Raw genomic sequence first — 19,345 nt, 5'->3', positions numbered from 1 at the left:
TCGACTCCTCTAGGGTGCATTAAACATTTAACTCGGGAAGTAGCTCAGCTTGGTAGAGTACTTGGTTTGGGACCAAGGTGTCGCAGGTTCGAATCCTGTCTTCCCGATTGGTCAATACTTAAATTGAGGCTGTTGCCTTTTTTTATTTGATAGGATTAATAACTTACTATTTACTTGTAAATTCTCATTACATTTTCCTAAAAATTCCATGATATTTTCATTTCAAAAACGAATTATTTGGCTAAGAATTATCTTTATGATAGTTCTTTTTTTTTATTTTTGATATCCTAGTCATATGAAAAGAATCAAAATTGATGTTGTGATTGTTCCTTTAAGTGGACATTTGTATCCAACTATGAATCTATTGCTCCCTCTCTTAAACAATCCTCAGTATGAGATCCGTCTATTTACAGGCCCTCAGAAGAAAACTGTTGCTGAGGCTGCAGGTTTTAATGTAGTTACTATACTAGAAGGCTACGTTGAGGAGTTCGAAAAAGCAGCAAATAACTCTGAACAATTAGGGATTTTATCAGCCTATCATCAACTTTCTGCTAGTATCGATTTAATTAATTTAGTTTCTGATCAATTAATGAAAGAGTGGCAAAAGAATCGCCCAGATATTGTTATTGCTGATTTTATAACTTTGTCAGGTGGGCTCGTGGCAGATCAGCTTGGAATTCCTTGGATTACTACTATGGCTACACAATTTGTTTTAGAGACTACTGATGGGCCGCCCTGTCTAATTGGTGGGATGGGGAGTCCCAAGAATGCCTGGGAGTCTGCAGTACAATTTTTAGGTAGAAAGGGAACTCGGTTAGTAAAACGGATTGTATCTTTTTCGTTTCGTGATCGTTTAAAGAGATATAATTTTAGACTCTATAATCAACTGGACCAAGAGACTATTTATTCTCCGTATTCAATCCTTGGTATAGGGATGAAAGAAGTAGAGTTAAAAAAGGGATTTCCAGAACACTACAAGTGGGTAGGGCCCTCTGGAGCTTCTGTTGAGGCTGGAGAGGATTATCCATTAGATTTGTCGGTTTTCCCTAATCGAAAAAAGGTTTTGGTTACTTGTGGGACACAACTGGCATGGGCTAAAGATAATCTAATCTTTCAAGCGAAGCAACTAGCCAAAGCGCATCCTGATTTTCACTTTTTTGTGACTCGTGGAGTTGGTGGAGAACCTTTTCAGTGTGAGAATCTGATGGAGAATCTGTCCGTTGTTTCTTATCTTCCTTACAAAGAATACATTCCTCAGATGGATTATGTGATTCATCATGGTGGAGCTGGAATTTTTTATCAGTGTATCATTTATGGTAAACCAGCTTTGATTTTGCCTCACGATTACGACCAATTTGATTATGCCGTTCGTGGTGTGGAAGCGGGTGTTGCACTGACTGCTAATAAAGAGGATACGAGAGCGATTGGCTTAGCCTTTGAGAAATTAATTGCTAAAGCAGATTGGTCAGAATTAGAAATTTTACGTCAGGCTGCACAATCCTATCATCCAACAGAAATTTTGGAAAGCGAAATCCATCGTCTGTTAGCAGATAAGGAGAAAGAATGATGAAAAAAGTATTAGTTACAGGAGCCACTGGTTTCTTGGGTAAATATGTAGTAGAAGAATTAGTTGAACATGGTTATCAAGTGCGAGCTTTTGGCAGAAACAGTAAGGTGGGTTGCTCTTTAGAGAATACTTCAGTTAGTTTTTTTCAGGGTGATTTGACGAATGCGGAGGATGTAACAGAAGCTTGTAAGGAAATGGATCTGGTTGTTCATGCGGGAGCCCTGTCAACAGTTTGGGGTCCTTGGGAAGATTTTTATCAGGCTAATGTTTTAGGAACTAAATATGTTCTCGAGGCATGTCGTCAAGTAGGTATGCAGCGCTTAGTCTATGTATCTTCGCCAAGTATCTATGCTGCTCCTAAGGATCAGTTGGCTATCAAAGAAAGTGATGCTCCAGAGGTAAATAATCTCAATAACTATATACGTAGTAAATTGGCTTCGGAGAGACTCTTTAAGGATTATCCAGATGTTCCTAGTATTATCTTGAGGCCTCGGGGACTGTTTGGGATTGGAGATACCAGCATCTTGCCACGGGTGATCAATCTTAGTCAAAAAATTGGTATTCCTTTAATTGGAGATGGGCGTCAGCTCATGGACATGACTTGCGTGGAAAATGTTGCTCTCGCAATTCGTTTAGCCTTAGAAGTCCCAGAAGCAAAAGGTGAGGTCTATAACATTACTAATGGTGAACCGAAGGCTTTTAGAGATTTGTTAGAGGAAAGTTTGACAGGTTTGGGTTACCCAATCAAGTATAGAAAAATTCCAGCATCTCTATTAGCAGGAATTGCAAGTAGTTTAGAGTTTCTTTACAAGTCCTTGAATCTGAAAGGGGAACCGCCTTTAACACGATATACCTATTATCTACTTCGTTATAGTCAAACTCTAGATATTAGCAAGGCTGAGAGGGAATTGGGGTATCGTCCGAAAATTAGTATTTCAGAAGGGATTGAACAATATGTCCAAGATTATCGAAAGCATTGAGTATTTCCCAGCGGGATATTGTACGAGTTATGCCGGTTTGCTCTTTAAAGGTGTTAAGAATAGAAAGATGACTTTCCCTGCAGGTGTCTTTTTGATTAGGCACAGGGATAAAGGTTATCTGCTATATGATACTGGCTATCACTACGATATTAAGACAAAACTAAGATATGCTTTATATCGCTTGGGGACGACCGTTCAAATGACAGAGCAGGATCTAATTTCGCATTTGCTGAAGGCTAAAGGAATTAAACCAGAAGAAATTAATTTTGTTCTGCTGTCTCATCTACATCCAGATCATTTAGGAGGGGCTAGCTTCTTTCCGAATGCAACCTTTATTCTAACCCAGGAAGTGTATGATGTTTACAAGAAACCAAAACTAAAAGATTTAATTTTTAAAGAATTTTTGCCGAGTGACTTCAAAGAAAGATTGACAGTTATAAAGGCAGATCAGCAAAACTCCAACTTCAATTATCGTTCCACTAATGATCTTTTTGGAGACGGAAGTATCCTGGTAGCTTCTATTGATGGGCATGCTAAGGGCCAAGCCTGTCTCTTTATTCCAGACTATCATCTCTTTATCGCAGCGGATCTTTGTTGGGGAATTGACCTCTTACCCTATACGAAACAGATGCATCTGATTCCTTCCTTGGTGCAAGATAGTAAGGAAGACTATATCAAAGGAACAGAGCTCTTGGAAGAGGTTTTAAAAGATGGTATAGAAGTGCTAGTCAGCCATGACCCTGTAGAAAGGATTGAGCGGATTTTGTATGAAAAAAATAACCTTTCTTAAAACTTTTATCCAGACTCGTTGGCTTCATAACTTTAAATCTCGAGAAGCCTTAGAATGCTATCAGAAAAAGCAATTAGATGCCTATATGGACTTTCTAAAACGTGAATCACCCTATTTTAAAAATGGTGTGCCTCACGACTTTGACCATATGGATAAAGCTTTTATGATGACGCATTTCAATGAACTTAATACTCAAGGTGTGGATCGAGACGAGGCCTTGGCTTTGGCTATCGAAAGTGAAAAGACCAGGAATTTTACAGAGCTCAAGGGAGAAATAGCTGTTGGGCTGTCTTCTGGAACATCTGGACACCGGGGACTCTTTATCACAACCGAAAAAGAGAGAAGTATGTGGGCGGCGGCTATCTTGGCAAAGATGTTACCCAAAGGTCACCTTTTTGGACACCGTATAGCCTTTTTCCTAAGGGCAGATAATGAATTGTATCAGACCATCAATACGGCGCTCATTCGTTTAGAATACTTTGATATTTTTAAGAATACAGATGAGCATATCGATCGACTTAATAGCTATCAACCGACTATCGTAGTGGCACCTGCTTCTATGTTGATTGAATTGAGCAAGCGTCTAAAAGCTGGGGAGTTAGTCATTCACCCACAAAAAATCGTTTCGGTGGCTGAAATCTTGGAAGATAGTGATAAAGAGCGAATTTCGAGCGCTTTTGCATTATCGATTATTGATCAGGTTTATCAAGCAACGGAAGGTTTCTTAGCTTGTACGTGCTCGGCTGGGAATCTTCATCTCAACGAAGACATCATTTTTGTGGAAAAACACTACTTGGATGACCGTCGTTTTTATCCAGTCATTACTGATTTTAAGCGGAGCAGTCAGCCTGTTTATCGCTATCAGCTCAACGATATCTTGGTTGAAAATCCTGAACCTTGTCCTTGTGGATCTCATTATACAAGGATTGACAAGGTTGAAGGGCGTTCTGACGACATCTTCTACTTTGAAGGACTGGATGGAGGTCAGGTCACGATTTATCCTGACTTTATCAGACGTTGTATTCTCTTTGTGGAGAATGTCGGAGACTATCAAGTCAAACAACATTCTGAGAAGTTAGTGGAAGTTTGTCTGAGTCGAAGGGACGAGCAAGTAGAAACAGCAATCACAGAGCAATTCAGACTCTTAGCTCAACAGAAAGAGTTTAAAGCACCTGAAATACAATTTTCAGATTATCACTGGGATACAAGCCGTAAGCTCAAACGTATCCAACGTTTATGAAAGGACAAAAGATTATGACAGAAGTGAAAAGACATGTAGAAATTGCAGGCTATGGAGTTTACCTTCCAAAAAATACAGTGCAATTTAAAGACCAAACCCGTTACCGTGTCGTAGAAAATGAAGAAACACAGCTAGATTTGGCAGAAGCGGCGATCCAACGTGCACTTGAAAATGCAAACTTAAGTATTAAAGATATTGATTGCCTTGTATCAGCTAGCGCGGTAGGTGTTCAACCTATTCCGTGTACAGCTGCTTTGATTCATGAGCGCGTAGCAAAAGGACTCTCTATTCCAGCTATGGATATCAATACGACTTGTACAAGTTTCATCTCTGCTCTTTCGACTATGTCACATTTGATTGAAGCAGGAGAATATCATCGCGTTTTGATTGTTTCCAGTGAAGTCGGTAGCTTGGGTCTCAATCCAAAGCAAAAAGAAAGTTATGAACTCTTTGGTGATGGGGCGGCAGCCTTTATTTTCCAAGCAAGTGACAAGGATAAGGGAGTGATAGCAAGCCTTCAACGTACTTGGTCAGAAGGAGCTCACGATACTGAAATCCGTGGAGGTCTAACTTCTTATCAACCAAAAGAGTACTCTGAAGAAACGAAGACCAATTTCATGTTTGATATGAAAGGGAAGAAAATCCTCCTGCTTTCTGCTCGTGTCATCCCAGAAATGTTCCAAGAATTCCAAGAGAAATCAGGTATTTCTAAAGATGCTGTAGACTATATTATTCCACATCAAGCTAGCCGAGCATTACCACTTGTTATGGATAAACTAGGAGTTAGCAAAGACAAGTATCTCAATATTGTCAGTGAGTATGGGAATATGGTTTCCGTTGCGGTACCTTTTGGCTTGGCCTATGCACTCGATCATGGCTATGTGAAGGAAGGAGATACTATCTTTTTGATGGGAACTGCGGCTGGTATGACGGTTAATATGTTGACGTTGAAATTGTAAAACGAGAGCAGGCACATGTAAGTTGCCTGCTTTTTAAATTAATTTTACACATAGAACTATCGGCCTATACAGAAAAAGCTTGATAAGTTTTATGAAACTAAGTATACTAGAAGGTAACAAGCGTTTTCAGACGTTGAATTAGGGAGTAGACTTAGAAATTGAGAGGGAGATATGGGAATCAGAAAATTTCGATTATTGATGTCCAAGTATGGCTTTAGTATTGCGATAATTCTGATAGAATTATTTGTTATTTTTGGAATTATTCTTTACATGAGCCAGATTGCACCGATTATTTGGGTGACTCTTGTATTTTTGATCAGCGTAGCAACCGTTATAGCGATTGTCAATCGTTCTATGTCGCCAGAGAGCAAGGTGACTTGGTTGATTGTGACCTTTGTGCCTGTGTTTGGTCCATTACTTTATATCATGTTTGGTGAGCGCCGACTATCAAAAAAAGAGCTGAAACAACTCAGAGAATTGCGTTCGATTACTTTACAAGAGAAGCATGAAGATAGTCTTCATCAGAACCTACAAGAAACAGATAAATCTGCCTACGGGATTATCAACGCTTTGCTACATATGGATAGCAATGCGGAAGTCTATGAGCATACGGATTCACAATTTTTCGGAAATGGAGAAGAAATGTGGCAGCAGATGCTGGAGGATCTAAAGAGAGCTAAAAAATTTATTTTTCTAGAATACTACATTGTCGAAGAGGGCTTGATGTGGGATAGCATGCTCGAAATTCTAGAAGAAAAAGCTGCTCAGGGAGTTGAAGTCAAGATGCTCTATGACGATATTGGTTGTATGGTGACTTTGCCTGGAGATTATACTGTTCATTTGCGGTCTAAAGGGATTAATGCTCATAAGTTTAATAAGGTGATTCCTCGTATGACAGTGGCCTATAACAACCGTGACCACCGTAAAATCTTGGTTATTGATGGGCAGATTTCCTACACTGGTGGGATCAACCTTGCAGACGAATACATCAATCAGATTGAACGTTTTGGACACTGGAAAGATAGTGGGATTCGTATAGATGGTCCGGCGACTCAAGCCTTCACAAGACTATTTCTCATGAACTGGTACATCAACCGTGGGGAAATCAGTGACTTTGATCAGTATCATTTAGAAAATCAGACACGATCCGGTAGTGGACTTTGTATCCCATATGGCAGTGGGCCAAAACCAATCTACCAGATGAAGGTGGGTAAAATTGTCTATCAAAACTTGATTAATCAAGCGGAAGATTTTGTCTATATCACAACGCCTTATCTCATTATCGATTATGATTTAACAGAGGATATAAAGAATGCGGCGATGCGAGGTGTAGATGTAAGAATAGTCACACCCCACATACCAGATAAGAAGCTCATTCAACTTGTAACACGGGGAGCTTATCCAGATCTTTTATCTGCGGGTGTTCGCATTTTTGAATACACACCTGGTTTTATCCATAGTAAGCAAATGATTGTTGATGATCGATTCGCGGCTGTAGGTACGATTAACTTAGATTATCGTAGCTTGGTTCATCACTATGAAAATGCAGTACTACTCTACAAAACAGAGTCAATCGCGGATATTCGCAAAGATTTTGAAGAAATTTTCGAAGAGTCGCAAGAAATTTTCTCGGATACCATAAATCCTACCTGGTATCAAATGATGATTAAAGAAGTGACACAGTTATTTGCACCTATGCTTTAATAGAAAGAGACGGTTTTTCGTCTCTTTTTCTGCAAGCAGTTTCCTTGACATCTTGTTTTTTTTGCGTTATCATATGTCCATATAATATATGGGAGTCTGTGTACAGTCTGAGAGGAAGTGTTAAACTTCGACCGCACCTGATCTGGGTAATGCCAGCGTAGGGAACGAATACTTGGCCTAATTTTGCACCTTTTTCATATATGAAAAAGGTTTTTCTTTTTGTTAAAAGAAAACCTGAGAAGAGGAGGTTTTTATGAAAGCAAGCATTGCCTTGCAAGTTTTACCCTTATCACAAGGAATTGATCGAATAGCAGTGATTGATCAGGTAATAGCTTATCTACAAGCTCAATCAGTGACGATGGTCGTAACGCCTTTTGAAACAGTCTTAGAGGGAGATTTTGATGAACTGATGCGCATTCTCAAAGAAGCGCTAGAGGTAGCAGGTCAAGGGGCAGACAATGTTTTTGCCAATGTGAAAATAAATGAAAATAAATATAGGAGAGATTTTAAGCATCGATGAGAAACTTGAAAAGTATCATGAGACGGCATATTAGTCTGCTAGGATTTTTGGGTGTCTTATCCGTTTGGCAGGTGGCGGGATTCTTAAAACTCTTACCAAAGTTTATCCTGCCGACACCACTTGAGATTCTCCAGTCTTTTGTTCGTGACAGAGAATTTCTCTGGTACCATAGTTGGGCAACCTTGAGAGTAGCTTTGCTAGGTTTGGTCTTGGGTGTCTTGATAGCCTGTATTATGGCCGTCCTTATGGATAGTTTGGGATGGCTCAATGACCTGATTTACCCCATGATGGTGGTTGTCCAGACCATACCGACAATTGCCATAGCCCCTATCCTAGTTCTATGGTTGGGTTATGGAATCTTGCCCAAGATTGTCTTGATTATCTTGACGACAACCTTCCCTATTATCGTCAGTATTCTAGATGGATTTAGACACTGTGACAAGGATATGCTGACCTTGTTTAGTCTGATGCGAGCCAATCCTTGGCAAATACTGTGGCATTTTAAAATCCCTGTCAGCCTGCCTTACTTTTATGCAGGACTAAGGGTTAGCGTCTCCTACGCCTTTATCACAACAGTGGTATCTGAGTGGTTGGGAGGCTTTGAAGGATTAGGTGTCTACATGATTCAGTCCAAAAAACTGTTTCAGTATGATACCATGTTCGCGATTATTATTCTGGTATCGCTGATCAGTCTTCTGGGAATGAAGCTAGTTGATATCAGTGAAAAATATGTGATTAAATGGAAACGTACTTAAAATAGAGCGTTTTGGAAAAAGAAAAGAGGAAATAAAAATGAAGAAAACATGGAAAGTGTTTTTAACGATTGTAACAGCTTTTGTAGCTATCGTGCTGGTGGCTTGTGGCCAAGGAACTGCTTCTAAGGATAACAAAGAAGCAGAACTTAAGAAGATTGACTTTATCCTAGACTGGACACCAAATACCAACCATACAGGGCTTTATGTAGCCAAAGAAAAAGGCTATTTCAAGGAAGCTGGAGTGGACGTGGACTTGAAATTGCCACCAGAAGAAAGCTCATCTGATTTAGTTATCAATGGTAAGGCGCCGTTTGCTGTCTACTTCCAAGACTACATGGCTAAGAAATTGGAAAAGGGGGCAGGTATTACTGCCGTTGCAGCGATTGTAGAGCACAATACATCAGGGATTATCTCTCGTAAGTCTGACAATATCAACAGTCCTAAAGACTTGGTTGGGAAGAAATACGGAACCTGGAATGACCCAACTGAGCTTGCTATGCTGAAAACCTTGGTAGAATCTCAAGGTGGAGACTTTGAGAAGGTTGAAAAAGTACCAAACAACGACTCAAACTCTATCACACCGATTGCCAATGGCGTTTTTGACTCTGCTTGGATTTACTACGGTTGGGATGGAATTCTTGCTAAATCGCAAGGTGTGGATGCCAACTTTATGTACTTGAAGGACTATGTTAAAGAGTTTGACTACTACTCACCAGTTATTATCGCTAACAACGATTATCTGAAAGACAACAAAGAAGAAGCTCGCAAAGTCATCCAAGCCATCAAAAAAGGCTACCAATATGCCATGGAGCACCCAGAAGAAGCAGCCGATATCCTCATCAAGAATGCACCTGAACTCAAAGATAAACGTGACTTTGTCATCGAATCTCAGAAATACTTGTCAAAAGAATACGCAAGCGACAAGGACAAATGGGGACAATTTGACGCTGACCGTTGGAATGCCTTCTACAAATGGGATAAAGAAAATGGTATCCTCAAGGAAGACTTGACTGACAAAGGTTTCACTAACGAATTTGTAAAATAATGACAGAAATTAGACTAGAACACGTAAGCTATGCCTACGATGATGAAAAGATTTTAGAGGATATCAACCTAGAAGTGACTTCAGGTGAGGTGGTCTCTATCTTGGGACCCAGTGGTGTAGGAAAGACTACCCTCTTTAACCTGATTGCAGGGATTTTAGAAGTACAATCAGGGCGAATCATTCTTGACGGAGAGGAAAATCCCAAGGGGCGCGTGAGTTATATGCTACAAAAGGATCTGCTCTTGGAACACAAGACTGTGCTAGGCAATGTTATCCTGCCCCTCTTGATTCAAAAGGTAGATAAAGCAGAAGCCATTGCTCGTGCAGATGAAATCCTTGCTACTTTTCAGTTGACGGCTGTACGGGACAAGTATCCTCATGAGCTTAGTGGCGGGATGCGCCAGCGTGTGGCTTTGCTCCGAACCTACCTTTTCGGGCATAAACTCTTTCTTCTAGACGAGGCCTTCAGTGCCTTAGACGAGATGACCAAGATGGAACTCCACGCCTGGTATCTTGATATTCATAAGCAGCTAGGATTGACGACACTAATCATTACACATAGTATCGAGGAAGCGCTGAATCTCAGTGATCGGATTTATATCTTGAAAAATCGTCCAGGACAGATTGTTGCTGAAATCAAACTTGATTGGTCTGATACTGAAGACAAGGAAGTTCAAAAAATTGCCTACAAACGACAGATATTAGAGGAGTTAGGTCTGGAACTCTAGTTTTCAAGAGCTGGAAATAATTCACACTACAAAAAACTTCGGTATACTATCAATATACCGAAGTTTTATTTTTAGATGTTTAATATTCACGTCTGTAGATCAATGCTTTATTCTAATCCCATCGATACTTTAGAGATGAGCAAGTATGTACCATCCTCTTGTTTGTCAAATGTCAGAGTAACAGACTTGATGTTATTGCCTGTTGATACATAAGAAATGACTTTATTTTCACGATCTTTTTTCTTAGTTGTACTTTCTTTAGATGGTTGTCCGTGTTCTTTTATGACATCATCGTAATTTGTACCACCAGCTCCGCGTTGAAGAATATCACCTTGTTTAAGAGCATCGAATTGTTCTTTGGTCCATGTAAATTCTTCTTCTGATTGATTCGTAGACGCGGCATTTTGAACAGCATTCTTTTGGATTTGATTATAGATAACTTGACTACCCACAGCAAAAACAATAGATGCTACAGAAAGAATAGTACCAACAATAGCTAATACTTTTTTATTTTTACGGTTAATACATAAGCCGACAATACCGAGGATAAGTGCAAGGATAGCGATTAAGAATGAAATTTGATTGATACCAGGAATCCAAGAACCAAGGAGTGCAATAGCTCCCAAAATAATAGCTAGAATCCCAAAAATTTTATTTTCCTGTTTCATAGCGAAACCTTTCTCAGCTTTTATTGTGAATCAGAATTTGCACATGTTTGCTACTCATTTACATACTTTCAAAGGATTTGAAAGCTAGCTGTAACTTTTTTATTATAACATAAATGTAGAATAGAAAATGGAATAAGGCATCGTTAGTTACCGATAAATATTTTTAAAAGTCAGTATTTTCAAGGCTTGAGCTCTAAAAATTTGACTTATGGATTCTTAAATGATAGTATAGTCAAAGATAGTCAAAGTTTAAGAAGGAGGTAGCAAGCTATGAAATTTAAAAATACATCGGACCATATTGAAGCCTATATCAAGGCAATTTTAGAACAATCTGGTATCGTAGAATTGCAACGAAGCCAGCTAGCGGATACCTTTCAAGTCGTACCTAGCCAGATTAACTATGTGATTAAAACTCGTTTTACAGAGAGTAGAGGGTATCTAGTTGAGAGTAAGCGAGGAGGTGGGGGCTATATTCGGATTGGCCGAATTGAATTCTCAAACCACCATGAAATGCTCCGCGATTTATTGTATTCAGTAGGTGAAGAAGTTAGCTCAGTCATCTTTGAAGATGTTTTAAAACTTTTACTTGAACAAGAACTCTTGACTCGTCAGGAGATGAATCTGTTAGTTGCAACGGCCTCAGATCGTGTTTTGGGCGAGGAAGCTGATTATATTCGTGCGAATATGCTTCGTCAGATATTGCATGAAGTAGATAGAAAAGGAAAATAAAATTTAATGGAATATTCAAAAGCATTGAGAGAATGTATCGACAGTGCCTTTCTAGTGGCGAGTCGCTTTGGAGCAGACTACCTGGAGTCTTGGCACCTACTGATTGCTATGGCCAATCATAGCTACAGTGTTGCTGGAGCAACTTTGAATGAATTCCCGTATGAGATTGATCGTTTAGAGGAAGTTGCTGTAGAATTGACAGAGGCAAACTTTAACCACAAGGAAGATTATCAGGAACTCCCTTTTTCCTATCGCTTAAACGTCTTGATGTTGGAGGCGGAACATGTTGCTTCGGTTGTACATGCCAAAGCATTGGGGACAGAGCATCTTCTCTACGCTATCTTGCATGATGGCAATGCCCTAGCTACTCGCATTTTGGAAAAAGCTGGCTTTTCTTATGAAGACCAGAAGGACCAAGTCAAAATTGCTGGACTTCGTCGTAGCCTTGAAGCGCGTGCTGGTTGGACAAAGGAAGATTTGAAGGCTCTACGTCAGCGCCATCGCTCAGTAGCAGATAAGCAAAATTCTATGGCCAATATGATGGGCATGCCTCAAACTCCAAGTGGTGGTTTGGAAGATTACACTCATGATGTCACAGAGCAAGCTCGTTCAGGCAAATTGGAGCCAGTTATCGGACGTGATCAAGAAATCTCTCGTATGATCCAAATCTTGAGCCGTAAGACCAAAAACAATCCAGTTCTAGTTGGAGATGCAGGTGTTGGTAAAACAGCTTTGGCACTTGGCCTTGCGCAGCGAATTGCTAATGGAGATGTACCAGCTGAAATGGCTAAGATGCGTGTTCTAGAGCTTGACTTGATGAATGTGGTTGCAGGAACTCGCTTCCGTGGGGACTTTGAAGAACGTATGAACAATATCATCAAAGATATCGAGGAAGATGGTAAGGTTATCCTCTTTATCGATGAGCTTCATACTATTATGGGTTCAGGAAGTGGGATTGATTCGACCTTAGATGCGGCAAATATCCTGAAACCTGCCTTGGCACGTGGAACTCTGAGAACTGTCGGAGCAACTACTCAGGAAGAATACCAAAAACATATCGAAAAAGATGCAGCCCTTTCTCGTCGCTTTGCTAAAGTGATGATTGAGGAGCCGAGCGTGGCTGATAGTATGGCTATCTTACAGGGCTTGAAAGCAACCTATGAGAAACACCACCATGTCCAAATTACAGACGATGCAGTCGAAACAGCTGTTAAAATGGCGCATCGCTATTTGACAAGTCGTCACTTGCCAGACTCAGCGATTGACCTTTTGGATGAAGCCGCAGCAACTGTCCAAAATAAATCAAAACACGCTAAAAAAGACGAGTCAGGCCTAACAGCTGCTGACAAGGCCTTGATGGATGGCAAATGGAAGCAAGCAACGCAACTCATTTCAAAAGAGCAGGAAGCACCTGTTTATAAAGATGTAGTAAAAGAATCTGATATTTTGACAACTTTGAGTCGCTTGTCAGGTATTCCAGTTCAAAAATTGACACAAACGGATGCCAAGAAGTATCTCAACCTTGAATCTGAACTGCATAAACGTGTTATTGGACAGGAACAAGCTGTATCTAGTATCAGTCGTGCCATCCGCCGAAATCAATCAGGTATTCGCAATAACAAACGTCCAATTGGATCCTTTATGTTCTTAGGGCCAACTGGTGTTGGTAAAACTGAATTGGCTAAGGCTTTGGCAGAAGTCCTCTTTGATGACGAATCTGCCCTTATCCGCTTTGACATGAGTGAGTACATGGAGAAATTTGCAGCCAGCCGTCTCAACGGAGCTCCTCCAGGTTATGTAGGCTATGAAGAAGGTGGAGAGCTGACCGAGAAGGTTCGCAACAAACCATATTCAGTCTTGCTTTTTGACGAGGTAGAAAAGGCTCACCCAGATATCTTTAATGTTCTCTTGCAAGTCTTGGATGATGGTGTCTTGACGGACAGTAAAGGCCGTAAGGTTGATTTTTCAAATACCATCATTATCATGACGTCGAACCTCGGTGCGACAGCACTTCGTGATGACAAGACAGTCGGTTTTGGAGCTAAGGATATTCGTTTTGATCAGGAAAATATGGAAAAACGAATGTTTGAAGAGTTGAAAAAAACTTACCGCCCAGAGTTTATCAACCGTATTGATGAAAAAGTGGTCTTCCATAGCTTGTCAAGTCAAGATATGCAGGAAGTGGTTAAGATTATGGTCAAACCATTGATTGCTAGCCTAGCAGAAAAAGGGATTGACTTGAAACTCCAAACATCTGCCCTTAAGCTTCTAGCTCAGAAGGGATATGATCCAGAGATGGGAGCTCGCCCACTACGCAGAACTCTGCAAACAGAAGTAGAAGACAAACTAGCAGAACTCCTTCTTACAGGTGAACTGAAAGAAGGTAAGACACTTAAGATTGGCGTCAAAGCTGGTCAATTGAAATTTGACATTGTATAAAAACAAGAACTAGGATACTCCAGTTAAAGTAGAGAGAAACCCTTCATTGCCATCAATGCAGAAAGGAAGTAGAAGATGATGAATCAAACTATTCCAACCGGGATGACAGAAAAAGAGTACTTTGAAGTTCATGCTAGTCAAGCTGAATTCTTAGACTGGTACCACAAGCAAGCACTCCCTCAGTACGAAAAACCAAGTGTGACTGTGGATATGGTAGCTTATTGCTTTGTAGAAGGAAAAATGAAACTCTTTCTGATTCGTCGGAAGGCACATCCTTTTCAAAATTGTTTAGCGCTAGTTGGCGGATTTATGGATAAGGGGGAAGATGCTGCCCATGCTTGTCAACGTGAGGTAAAAGAAGAAATCAATCTTGAACTTCCCTTAGAAAAGATTGAACAGTTAGTAACGGTATCGACTCCTGGTCGTGATCCCAGAGGTTGGACAGTTACCATTGCCCACTTGGTTTACCTACCTAGCCGAGCAATTGATCTAGCTAAGGCTGGAGACGATGCAAAAGAAGTCGTTCTTGTAGATGTTGATTTTCACACAGGGAAGTGTTATTTGGATGGCAAAGAACTGGAAGAGAAGGACTTTGCATTTGACCACTTATCCATTATTCAAACATCCATCCAGAAGATTCAAAAAGCTATCGACTATGACCCTCGTTTCCTTTATCTACTAGAGGATGAGTTCACAGTGGATGACGGCCTAGCCCTCATTGAGACTCTATGCCCAGGGAAATCAGATACGAGTGAGAGTTTCTTAGAGAAATATGGAGATGGCTTAGAGGAAGTTGGTTTTAAACGGATACCTCAGAAGGAAGTCATCACTATTTATCGATTAAAATAAAAAAGAGGTCGGGACAAAATCCCAACCTCTTTTTGTTGTTATTTTTTGTTTAAGAATGTTCATCTTTTTTAGAATTACTCATGGTTCGAATGAAGAAATCTTTGTATTTGTATTTTAAATAATGTTCGTGTAAGTATAGTAGAGACATATAGACAATCATGAAGATTGTGGTTAAATAAAATAAATCAAATGTAGTCTGGGCATAGCGACTTGCAGACTGATAAGAGCAGAAAGCACCTAAAATTATCCAAGGAAGATATTTGTAATATTTGCTTGACATAAGTCTACACCTCCAATATCCTATTTCAATTTTATTATAGCCCTTCAAGAAAAAAATGCAAGCGATTACACTTTTAAAATATAGCATTTCAGTAGAAAGAACCTTCTTTTTTTAATTCTTTACGAATAGTAGAGATAGGAGGGGTGAAAGCAAACAAAAAGTATCAATAAATTTGCTAAAAAATTTATATAAATAGTTGACAAAAACCAGTATAAATATTACAATAATATTACAAAAGTATTTCACAACATTTCAAAAAGATTACAGGAGGTAAATGTTATGAAAACAAAACAATCCATTCGTTTACTAGCAGTTGCCGTATTGGCTTCGACTTTGCTTTTAGGAGCATGCGGAAATAAAAAAGAAGAAGCTAAAAATGACAATGCTAACAAGACAACACAAACGACATCAAGTTCAAAGGCAAGCTCTTCTAACAAAGATAGTAAATCTCAAACTTCAACAAGCACCACTACTTCAGAAAAAGCTGTTGCCTCCACTGAACAAGCCTCAAGTCCTACAACTCAAGGACAAGAATCTAATCAAGTAGCACAAACCCCACAAGCTCCTCAGCAACAGGAAACACCAGCCCAATCATCTTCTAATCAGCAAGCTTCACAAAGTCAATCAAATCAAGCAAGTCAGTCAACTTATGATCCAACTACTGACCGCAAATTACAAGATCAGCAGGCAGAACATAATAAACGTTACAAAGGCGTTTTAACGATGGTTGATGGTGATTTTTCAGCAGCAGCAGGAAGCTGGAAGGGGGCAAATGGTGAAACCATTACAGTTTCACCAAGTGGCCAATTTACAGTAGAAACAGCTGATGGAAATAAAGAAAACTATTCTATCAGAGGCTACGCCTATACTCTTGACGATGGTAAGTATAATGCTAAGATTGGTGGTGGAAAAATCATCCAAATTACAACAGGTGCGGATGGTACAGTCAATAGCGTTGTCTTGATTCAGCCATAGAAGTTGTATCAGTTTATATTTAGAGTTAGTTGCACAAAGAGTGGGCCGACTATTTTTCACTTAGTTTCTCCAAGAGAAGTGGTATAATAAATGCATCAAAGAGGAATGAGTGATAAATCAATGGCTGATAAATTAATTTTACCTCAAAACACAAGACTCATGGGAGTGCTCCTTGGCTTTATAGGTGGTTCTTTGGATGTATTTTGTCATATCCAGTACCATAGTTTGGTGGCTACACAGACAGGGAACATTCTTCTACTGATATCGGACTGGCATGACTCACATGTCATCAATACCATGTTGCGATTCTGTTCTATTATTTTCTTTTCCCTAGGGTTTATTTTTGCATTACACATGAAGGAATATCGTAAAACAGCCTATTGGCGAGTTAAGATGCTACTTCCCTTATTTATCGGAACCCTTATTCTACCTTTCTTTTCGAGATTTCCCTTACTAGAAGTTCCTTTTATTGCTTTTGGGACAGGCATGATGATGCTAACATTTACGGGTAGTTTGATTGAGGATCATCCCTATGTCATTTTTATGACCTCTGGAAATTACCGAAAGATGTTGACCGCTTTGTATCGCATAACTAGGGGAGAAGGGAATATCCAAGAATATCGTCGTCAAGCCTTGAACTATGGGATTGTTGTAGGAAGTTTCGTAGCGGGGGCAATTAGTTTGGCTGTATCGATGCATTTTTTCCATGAATGGTCTATTTGGATTGTCAGCTTCAATTTGTTTTTGATTATGTCCTACTATATAGCTAGAGTGAAGCAACTCGATTTGCAAGATGAGAATATATAAAAAGGCAAGGCTCATTTTGAGCTTTGCCTTTTTGTGAGATAGAAGATTATGCTTTATCTAATTGTAAGAGTGCTTCAATTTCTGCCAGAGTGCTAGCTTGTGAAATGGCTCCACGAAGTTTAGCAGCTCCGGATGTACCACGGAGATAGTGAGGAGCTAGTCCACGGAATTCACGAACAGCAACCTTTTCTCCCTTGAGGTCAATCAAGCGTTTCAAGTGTTCATAAGCGATTTTCATTTTATCTTCGAAGGTCAAATCAGGAAGGATTTCTCCCGTTTCGAAGTAATGATTGATTTGATTGAAGAGATAAGGATTGCCCATAGCAACTCGACCAATCATAACAGCATCAGCACCGACTTCTTCGATGCGTTGTTTGGCATCTTGGACGGTGCGGATGTCACCATTAGCGATAAATGGAATCTTAGTCAGAGCTTGTGCAACCCTGTGAAGAGTCTCTAGGTCAGCATGACCAGTATACATTTGCTCACGGGTACGACCATGCATAGCAAGGGCAGAAACACCTGCAGCTTCAGCGGCAAGGGCATTTTCTACTGCTAGGGATGGGTCAGACCAGCCTGTACGCATTTTGACAGTGAGAGGGATATCAAGGACTGATTGAACCTTGTTAATGATAGAATAGATCTTGTCTGGATCCTTGAGCCACATAGCCCCAGCTTCGTTTTTGACGATTTTATTAACTGGGCAGCCCATGTTGATATCAACGATATCGGTCTTGGTGTTTTCTTGGATGAATTCTGCTGCGCGTGCTAGGCTATCTTCGTCGCTTCCGAAAAGTTGGATTGAAACTGGGTTTTCTCCTTCATCGATATGAAGCATGTGAAGAGTCTTTTCATTGTTGTATTGGATACCTTTGTCAGAGACCATTTCCATGACCACAAGGCCAGCTCCGAGCTCTTTTGCAATGGTACGAAAGGCAGAGTTAGTTACGCCTGCCATAGGTGCTAAAACGGTACGATTGGGAATCTCAACATTTCCAATCATAAAAGGTGTATTAAGATTTGCCACGAATGAGTTCCTCCAGGTCGTTTTCATCAAAGTTATAAGTTGTTTGGCAGAATTGACAAGTAATTTCTGCCCCGTGGTCTTCATCCTTCATTTCCTGCAAATCTGAACTTGGAAGGCTAGCAAGAGCATTCATAAAGCGTTCTTTGCTACAGTCGCATTGGAAACGAATTTCTTCTTCAGACAGACGTTTGTATGGTTCGTCGCCGTAGATAGCTTTGAGAAGGGCTTCGATATGGTCGTCACTCTCTAGCAGTGTTGAAATGGCTGGCATTTCTTGGATACGTTTTTCAAAACGGGCGATTTCTTCTTCCTTGGCATTTGGCAATACTTGTAGCAAGAAGCCACCAGCAACCTTGACCTTGTCATCTTCATCTAAAAGGACATTAAGTCCAACTGCTGACGGAGTTTGTTGGCTTTCTGTTAGGTAAAAAGCTAGGTCTTCGCCAATTTCTCCAGAGATAAGAGGCGTCATGGAATTATAAGGGTTTCCAGTGCCGTAATCAGTAATAACTAGAAATTGTCCATTGCCGACAAAAGGTCCCACTAGTACTTCACCAGTTGCAGTTTTTTTAATATCCACACCAGGGTTTTGTACATAACCTTTGACATTTCCCTTAGTATCTGCAACGGTGATGATGGCTCCGAGTGAGCTAGTTCCGAGGACTTTGACAGTAATTTTGGTATTCCCCTTTTCGTTTGCGGCGAGAATTTGACTGGCAATCAAAGTACGACCAAGTGCCACAGTTGAGCTAGCTTGAGTTTGATGTTTTTCTTGAGCAGTGCGGACGGTTTCAGTGCTGTCCAGTACATAAGCACGAAAAGATCCACTTTCTGATATTGTTTTAATAATTTTATCCATAGCTACTATTTTAGCATAAAAATGCTCAAAGGGGGAGTGGGGTGTTTGCTAGTCTTTCAAATTGTTTGATTTATAATTTGCTGGTTTTAGGATGTCATAAGATTTAGATTTTCAAAGGATGTTTTCATCAAGATTTTACCTTGTCTTAAAATAAGCAAAAATCAACTTCTAAAAAAATAGTAAACAGTTGAAAACAAAGGGAATAAAGTGGTAAAATGGGAACAAGATAAAATAGCAATTGTATGTTTGCGAAAAAATTGATGAAAATTTACAGAAAAGAAATTAACCATGAACAAAAAGAAACCATACTATGTTTTTTTAGGGCAGACAGTCCTGTATTTTATTGTTTTGCTGGGGTTACTTTATTTCTTTAGTTATCTAGGGCAAAGTCAGGGAAGTTTTATTTACAATGAATTTTAGTTTA

Annotated in this window: 19 protein-coding genes, 1 tRNA gene and 1 pseudogene; 17 read left to right on the top strand and 4 right to left on the bottom strand. The window is 39.9% G+C overall.

From position 1 onward, the window contains the following. The first annotated feature begins 33 nt into the window (after positions 1-33). The 11 genes and pseudogenes from HMPREF1481_RS10480 (at position 34) to HMPREF1481_RS10430 (ending at position 10,288) form a co-directional block, all read left to right on the top strand. A tRNA-Pro gene (locus HMPREF1481_RS10480) sits at positions 34-107 on the top strand. Between the two features lie 188 nt (positions 108-295). Beyond that, positions 296-1,567, top strand: a complete 1,272-nt coding sequence (locus HMPREF1481_RS10475; protein WP_016466594.1) for a glycosyltransferase — start codon at positions 296-298, stop codon at positions 1,565-1,567. After that, positions 1,567-2,547, top strand: coding sequence for an NAD-dependent epimerase/dehydratase family protein (locus tag HMPREF1481_RS10470; protein WP_025173318.1), 981 nt, complete (start codon positions 1,567-1,569; stop codon positions 2,545-2,547). The genes HMPREF1481_RS10475 and HMPREF1481_RS10470 overlap by 1 nt, the downstream gene beginning before the upstream one ends. Further along, positions 2,522-3,337 carry an MBL fold metallo-hydrolase gene (locus HMPREF1481_RS10465; RefSeq protein ID WP_016466592.1) on the top strand — a complete coding sequence of 272 codons (816 nt, stop codon included), beginning with the start codon at positions 2,522-2,524 and terminating at the stop codon, positions 3,335-3,337. Before HMPREF1481_RS10470 ends, HMPREF1481_RS10465 begins: the two co-directional genes overlap by 26 nt. Continuing rightward, positions 3,315-4,577, top strand: a complete 1,263-nt coding sequence (locus HMPREF1481_RS10460; RefSeq protein ID WP_016466591.1) for a F390 synthetase-related protein — start codon at positions 3,315-3,317, stop codon at positions 4,575-4,577. Before HMPREF1481_RS10465 ends, HMPREF1481_RS10460 begins: the two co-directional genes overlap by 23 nt. Positions 4,578-4,591: 14 nt before the next feature. Continuing rightward, positions 4,592-5,536, top strand: coding sequence for a 3-oxoacyl-[acyl-carrier-protein] synthase III C-terminal domain-containing protein (locus HMPREF1481_RS10455; protein ID WP_016466590.1), 945 nt, complete (start codon positions 4,592-4,594; stop codon positions 5,534-5,536). 171 nt (positions 5,537-5,707) lie between these two features. Then, the gene (cls, locus tag HMPREF1481_RS10450) at positions 5,708-7,240 is read left to right on the top strand and encodes a cardiolipin synthase (RefSeq protein ID WP_016466589.1); all 1,533 of its coding nucleotides are present in this window, start codon (positions 5,708-5,710) and stop codon (positions 7,238-7,240) included. A 253-nt stretch (positions 7,241-7,493) separates the two neighbouring features. Then, positions 7,494-7,794, top strand: a pseudogene (locus HMPREF1481_RS10560) (thiamine-binding protein). Next, positions 7,757-8,515, top strand: coding sequence for an ABC transporter permease (locus HMPREF1481_RS10440; protein ID WP_016466587.1), 759 nt, complete (start codon positions 7,757-7,759; stop codon positions 8,513-8,515). Before HMPREF1481_RS10560 ends, HMPREF1481_RS10440 begins: the two are co-directional and overlap by 38 nt. A 37-nt stretch (positions 8,516-8,552) precedes the next feature. Further along, positions 8,553-9,560, top strand: coding sequence for an ABC transporter substrate-binding protein (locus HMPREF1481_RS10435; protein ID WP_016466586.1), 1,008 nt, complete (start codon positions 8,553-8,555; stop codon positions 9,558-9,560). Then, on the top strand, positions 9,560-10,288 hold the full coding sequence (locus tag HMPREF1481_RS10430) for an ABC transporter ATP-binding protein (RefSeq protein ID WP_016466585.1): 729 nt from the start codon (positions 9,560-9,562) through the stop codon (positions 10,286-10,288). Before HMPREF1481_RS10435 ends, HMPREF1481_RS10430 begins: the two co-directional genes overlap by 1 nt. Before the next feature lie 107 nt (positions 10,289-10,395). Here HMPREF1481_RS10430 and HMPREF1481_RS10425 read toward each other — a convergent pair whose 3' ends face one another. Continuing rightward, positions 10,396-10,956, bottom strand: a complete 561-nt coding sequence (locus tag HMPREF1481_RS10425; RefSeq protein WP_016466584.1) for a DUF308 domain-containing protein — start codon at positions 10,954-10,956, stop codon at positions 10,396-10,398. Positions 10,957-11,226: 270 nt separating this feature from the next. Here HMPREF1481_RS10425 and HMPREF1481_RS10420 point away from each other — a divergent pair, with 270 nt between their 5' ends. From HMPREF1481_RS10420 to HMPREF1481_RS10410, 3 genes are all read left to right on the top strand, one after another. Continuing rightward, positions 11,227-11,685 (top strand): CtsR family transcriptional regulator, encoded by a 459-nt coding sequence (locus tag HMPREF1481_RS10420; RefSeq protein ID WP_016466583.1) that lies wholly within the window; start codon positions 11,227-11,229, stop codon positions 11,683-11,685. A 6-nt stretch (positions 11,686-11,691) separates the two neighbouring features. Then, positions 11,692-14,124, top strand: a complete 2,433-nt coding sequence (locus HMPREF1481_RS10415) for an ATP-dependent Clp protease ATP-binding subunit (protein WP_016466582.1) — start codon at positions 11,692-11,694, stop codon at positions 14,122-14,124. A gap of 75 nt (positions 14,125-14,199) precedes the next feature. Next, the gene (locus HMPREF1481_RS10410; RefSeq protein ID WP_016466581.1) at positions 14,200-14,973 is read left to right on the top strand and encodes an NUDIX domain-containing protein; all 774 of its coding nucleotides are present in this window, start codon (positions 14,200-14,202) and stop codon (positions 14,971-14,973) included. A gap of 49 nt (positions 14,974-15,022) precedes the next feature. Here the strand turns inward: HMPREF1481_RS10410 and HMPREF1481_RS10805 are convergent, their stop codons facing one another. Next, entirely contained in the window at positions 15,023-15,253 is a 231-nt protein-coding gene (locus HMPREF1481_RS10805; RefSeq protein WP_016466580.1) for a hypothetical protein, read from the bottom strand. Between the two features lie 279 nt (positions 15,254-15,532). Between HMPREF1481_RS10805 and HMPREF1481_RS10405 the strand changes: the two genes are divergently transcribed. After that, positions 15,533-16,228: a hypothetical protein gene (locus tag HMPREF1481_RS10405; protein WP_016466579.1), complete on the top strand. Its 696-nt coding sequence runs from the start codon at positions 15,533-15,535 to the stop codon at positions 16,226-16,228. Positions 16,229-16,348: 120 nt separating this feature from the next. Continuing rightward, positions 16,349-17,035: a YoaK family protein gene (locus HMPREF1481_RS10400; RefSeq protein WP_016466578.1), complete on the top strand. Its 687-nt coding sequence runs from the start codon at positions 16,349-16,351 to the stop codon at positions 17,033-17,035. A gap of 46 nt (positions 17,036-17,081) precedes the next feature. Here the strand turns inward: HMPREF1481_RS10400 and dusB are convergent, their stop codons facing one another. Both dusB and hslO read right to left on the bottom strand, forming a co-directional pair. Then, positions 17,082-18,062: a tRNA dihydrouridine synthase DusB gene (dusB, locus tag HMPREF1481_RS10395; RefSeq protein ID WP_016466577.1), complete on the bottom strand. Its 981-nt coding sequence runs from the start codon at positions 18,060-18,062 to the stop codon at positions 17,082-17,084. Continuing rightward, complete coding sequence (hslO, locus tag HMPREF1481_RS10390) at positions 18,049-18,921, bottom strand: Hsp33 family molecular chaperone HslO (protein WP_016466576.1); 873 nt, start codon at positions 18,919-18,921, stop codon at positions 18,049-18,051. The genes dusB and hslO overlap by 14 nt, the downstream gene beginning before the upstream one ends. A gap of 288 nt (positions 18,922-19,209) precedes the next feature. On the opposite strand from hslO, the gene HMPREF1481_RS10800 reads away from it, so the two are divergent. Next, positions 19,210-19,341: a teichoic acid D-Ala incorporation-associated protein DltX gene (locus HMPREF1481_RS10800; RefSeq protein ID WP_006154052.1), complete on the top strand. Its 132-nt coding sequence runs from the start codon at positions 19,210-19,212 to the stop codon at positions 19,339-19,341. Positions 19,342-19,345 lie beyond the last annotated feature (4 nt).

It is taken from the genome of Streptococcus sp. HPH0090 (genome assembly GCF_000411475.1).
In the GTDB taxonomy this organism is placed as follows: domain Bacteria; phylum Bacillota; class Bacilli; order Lactobacillales; family Streptococcaceae; genus Streptococcus.
The sequence above is the reverse complement of the archived record's forward strand: the minus strand, read 5'-3'. Positions and strand labels throughout refer to the sequence as shown.

Bases quoted from the DNA above. Each gene is read 5' to 3' on its own strand.
- HMPREF1481_RS10805 (WP_016466580.1), bottom strand. From the start codon at position 15,253: ATGTCAAGCAAATATTACAAATATCTTCCTTGGATAATTTTAGGTGCT.
- HMPREF1481_RS10465 (WP_016466592.1), top strand. From the start codon at position 2,522: ATGTCCAAGATTATCGAAAGCATTGAGTATTTCCCAGCGGGATATTGT.
- HMPREF1481_RS10405 (WP_016466579.1), top strand. From the start codon at position 15,533: ATGAAAACAAAACAATCCATTCGTTTACTAGCAGTTGCCGTATTGGCT.
- HMPREF1481_RS10415 (WP_016466582.1), top strand. From the start codon at position 11,692: ATGGAATATTCAAAAGCATTGAGAGAATGTATCGACAGTGCCTTTCTA.
- HMPREF1481_RS10410 (WP_016466581.1), top strand. From the start codon at position 14,200: ATGATGAATCAAACTATTCCAACCGGGATGACAGAAAAAGAGTACTTT.
- hslO (WP_016466576.1), bottom strand. From the start codon at position 18,921: ATGGATAAAATTATTAAAACAATATCAGAAAGTGGATCTTTTCGTGCT.
- HMPREF1481_RS10425 (WP_016466584.1), bottom strand. From the start codon at position 10,956: ATGAAACAGGAAAATAAAATTTTTGGGATTCTAGCTATTATTTTGGGA.
- HMPREF1481_RS10420 (WP_016466583.1), top strand. From the start codon at position 11,227: ATGAAATTTAAAAATACATCGGACCATATTGAAGCCTATATCAAGGCA.
- HMPREF1481_RS10475 (WP_016466594.1), top strand. From the start codon at position 296: ATGAAAAGAATCAAAATTGATGTTGTGATTGTTCCTTTAAGTGGACAT.
- HMPREF1481_RS10460 (WP_016466591.1), top strand. From the start codon at position 3,315: ATGAAAAAAATAACCTTTCTTAAAACTTTTATCCAGACTCGTTGGCTT.
- HMPREF1481_RS10400 (WP_016466578.1), top strand. From the start codon at position 16,349: ATGGCTGATAAATTAATTTTACCTCAAAACACAAGACTCATGGGAGTG.
- HMPREF1481_RS10440 (WP_016466587.1), top strand. From the start codon at position 7,757: ATGAGAAACTTGAAAAGTATCATGAGACGGCATATTAGTCTGCTAGGA.
- HMPREF1481_RS10455 (WP_016466590.1), top strand. From the start codon at position 4,592: ATGACAGAAGTGAAAAGACATGTAGAAATTGCAGGCTATGGAGTTTAC.
- HMPREF1481_RS10470 (WP_025173318.1), top strand. From the start codon at position 1,567: ATGAAAAAAGTATTAGTTACAGGAGCCACTGGTTTCTTGGGTAAATAT.
- cls (WP_016466589.1), top strand. From the start codon at position 5,708: ATGGGAATCAGAAAATTTCGATTATTGATGTCCAAGTATGGCTTTAGT.
- HMPREF1481_RS10435 (WP_016466586.1), top strand. From the start codon at position 8,553: ATGAAGAAAACATGGAAAGTGTTTTTAACGATTGTAACAGCTTTTGTA.
- HMPREF1481_RS10800 (WP_006154052.1), top strand. From the start codon at position 19,210: ATGAACAAAAAGAAACCATACTATGTTTTTTTAGGGCAGACAGTCCTG.
- HMPREF1481_RS10430 (WP_016466585.1), top strand. From the start codon at position 9,560: ATGACAGAAATTAGACTAGAACACGTAAGCTATGCCTACGATGATGAA.